Source organism: Rhodovulum sp. (genome assembly GCF_011048875.1).
GTDB lineage: Bacteria > Pseudomonadota > Alphaproteobacteria > Rhodobacterales > Rhodobacteraceae > Rhodovulum > Rhodovulum tesquicola.
The window spans coordinates 1-2,230 of the sequence record NZ_DSDD01000170.1 but is presented as its reverse complement, the minus strand read 5'-3'; the positions used below and the strand labels follow the sequence as shown (position 1 = coordinate 2,230).

Sequence of the window (2,230 nt, the reverse complement as noted above, 5' to 3'; positions counted from 1 at the left end):
GCCGCCCGCGACGATGCTGCGCGCGGCGACCGGGTCGATCCGGCCGCCCATCAGCATGCGTTTCATCGCCGCGCGGTTGTTCGCGTCGGCGAGGAACGGATCGCCCTCGTCGCCCGGGTCGCGCTGCCCGAAACGGTGGAAATTGGCGCGGTCCTGGCGCAGGATCTGCCAGGGCTCGCGCAGCCGCTCGCCGCGCGAATTGCAGAGATCCTGCGGGCCGATCACGGCCACATATTCCCCGACAAGCTGCTGCGCCTGGGCCGCGACGGGGGCAAGCGCAAGCGCGGCGGCAAGCAGGGCGGAACGGGCAAGCGACGGCATCGGCGGCACCTGCGGGTCTGGCGCGGTCTGGTCCTGTGTGGTCCGGCACGGACGGATCTGCATTGACGCCGGTCAAGGCCGGGTCAGTTGAAACTGTCGAAGACCTCGTACATCACCGGCTCGAAATTCTTGCACAGTTCGGCAAAGCGTCGGTTGCGCGCGCGCATCTCGTCCGAGCGCAGCATCGCCTGGAAATCCTCGCGCCGCTGCCATTGCGAATAATCGGCGATCCGGGTCTGGGCGTCGTTGACATGCAGCCCCGCCCCGATGAAGCCGGGCTGTTTCGAGATGAAGTTGCGATAGGCGTCCTGCAATTCGTCACAGCAGGTCCTGGCAGGTGCCGGGGGTCACCTCGAAGGTGGTGATGACCGTCTGCAACTCGGCGCTGCGCGATATGGTGGGCATGGGAACCTCCGCTTGGGTCTCGTGGAACTAACGCAGCACATGCACCGAGCAGGGCGCGTGGCGCACCACCCGGGCGGCGGTCGAGCCGAGGAAGTAATCCTTCAGCCCCGGCCGGTGTGACTGCATCACGATGCAGTCGATGTCATGCGTCTCGGCATAATCGACGATGGTGATCCCGGCATGGCCGGTGACCACGCGGATCTCGACATCGGGGGCGTCCCGAAGATCGCCGGCCAGGTCGGTGCGGATCGCCTCGCGGGTCTGCGCCTCCTGATCGGCGGCGAGATATTGCGCCACATAGGGCGGGATCGCCTCGGCCACGGTCAGCACGGTGATGCTGCCGCCCTCGGCGCGCAGCTTGCGGGCCAGCGCGATCACGTCGTCAAGCTGGGACCCGTGATCGACGGCGACGGGAACGAGAATGTTGTTGTACATGGGGTCTGCCCTCCCTCGCCCTATCTAGAATGGCAAAGCCGGGAAGATGCAACCTTGACCCAGGTCACGCCCGCGCGAAGGCCAGCACCTCGTCGGCCAGCGCGGCGATCTCGGCGGCGGCCGGGCTGCGCCGCGCGGCCTCCTGCACGCCCTGGCCATGGCCCAGCGTCTCGGCATAGGCGACGCGGTTGGCCAGCCGGGCAACCGCCAACGTGGCGGCAAGACCGGCGGCGGTCTCGGCGACCTCGGCGGCCAGCCTTGTGCCCGCCTTGATCCGGTTCAGCACCACCAGCGCCATCTTGTCCTCGCGCCGGGCCAGATCCAGGACACCCTCGCTCGCCCACAGATCCACATGGCTGACCGCCACGGGCACCAGCACCAGATCGGCCGCGCGCAGGGCGGGGCGCAGGTCGCTGTCGGCCTTGGGCGGCGTGTCGATCAGCACGACGTCATGGGCACGGGCGAGTTTCGCGCATTCATATTCCACGCCCCAGGCCGAGGCGGTGGAAAACTCCATGTCCGGCGTCTCGCGCCCCTTGAGGCGGGCCATGAACCAGCGGCCGAGGCTGCCCTGCGGATCGGTGTCGATCAGCGCGACGCCCAGCCCCTGGCGCGCGAATTCGACGGCCAGATTGGCCGCGAGCGTCGTCTTGCCCGCCCCGCCCTTCTGCTGCGCGATGGTGATGATCGTGCCGGTCATGCCCGCTACAACCCTCTGCGGCCCGAGTTTTCTGCCGCGCCGCAGCAGAGGGCGCGCCGCCGACCTTGCCCAGCCCCAAATCGGCCCCCGCCCCTGTGGCCGCGGCACCGCGCGCGCCGGCGAAATGCCGCCGGAGGCTAGCCCACAACGAAAGGTGGATTATTCTGCCCGAAGGCTCGCCCCACGGGGGAATGCGCGATGCGATGGACCGCCCTGCTGGCGCTGACATTCTGGCCGCTCGTCGCACCGCTGGCGCAGGCGGGGGCCTGGCTGCGCGAGGATGGCGCGGCGATGCTGGCCTTTTCGCAGGAGATCGCCGGATCGGGCGCGAATTACAGCTCGGTCTATGCCGAATACGGGCTGAATGCG

At 68.7% G+C, this 2,230-nt stretch carries 3 protein-coding genes and 1 pseudogene; all 4 read right to left on the bottom strand.

Translation table 11 applies throughout. The annotated features are described in order from the left end of the window. Positions 1–321: hypothetical protein (locus tag ENN83_RS05905; protein WP_287185159.1), on the bottom strand; the 321-nt coding region annotated here is incomplete at its 3' end. Positions 322–404: 83 nt separating this feature from the next. After that, a pseudogene (locus tag ENN83_RS05900) lies at positions 405–726 on the bottom strand (antibiotic biosynthesis monooxygenase family protein). A 27-nt stretch (positions 727–753) separates the two neighbouring features. Continuing rightward, positions 754–1,161 (bottom strand): universal stress protein, encoded by a 408-nt coding sequence (locus ENN83_RS05895; RefSeq protein WP_287185156.1) that lies wholly within the window; start codon positions 1,159–1,161, stop codon positions 754–756. A 64-nt stretch (positions 1,162–1,225) separates the two neighbouring features. Then, a complete protein-coding gene (gene parA / locus ENN83_RS05890; protein ID WP_287185154.1) occupies positions 1,226–1,861 on the bottom strand; it encodes a ParA family partition ATPase in 636 nt (211 codons plus the stop codon). Positions 1,862–2,230 lie beyond the last annotated feature (369 nt).

Coding starts and splice junctions, on each gene's coding strand:
- ENN83_RS05895 (WP_287185156.1), bottom strand. CDS start 1,161: ATGTACAACAACATTCTCGTTCCCGTCGCCGTCGATCACGGGTCCCAG.
- parA (WP_287185154.1), bottom strand. CDS start 1,861: ATGACCGGCACGATCATCACCATCGCGCAGCAGAAGGGCGGGGCGGGC.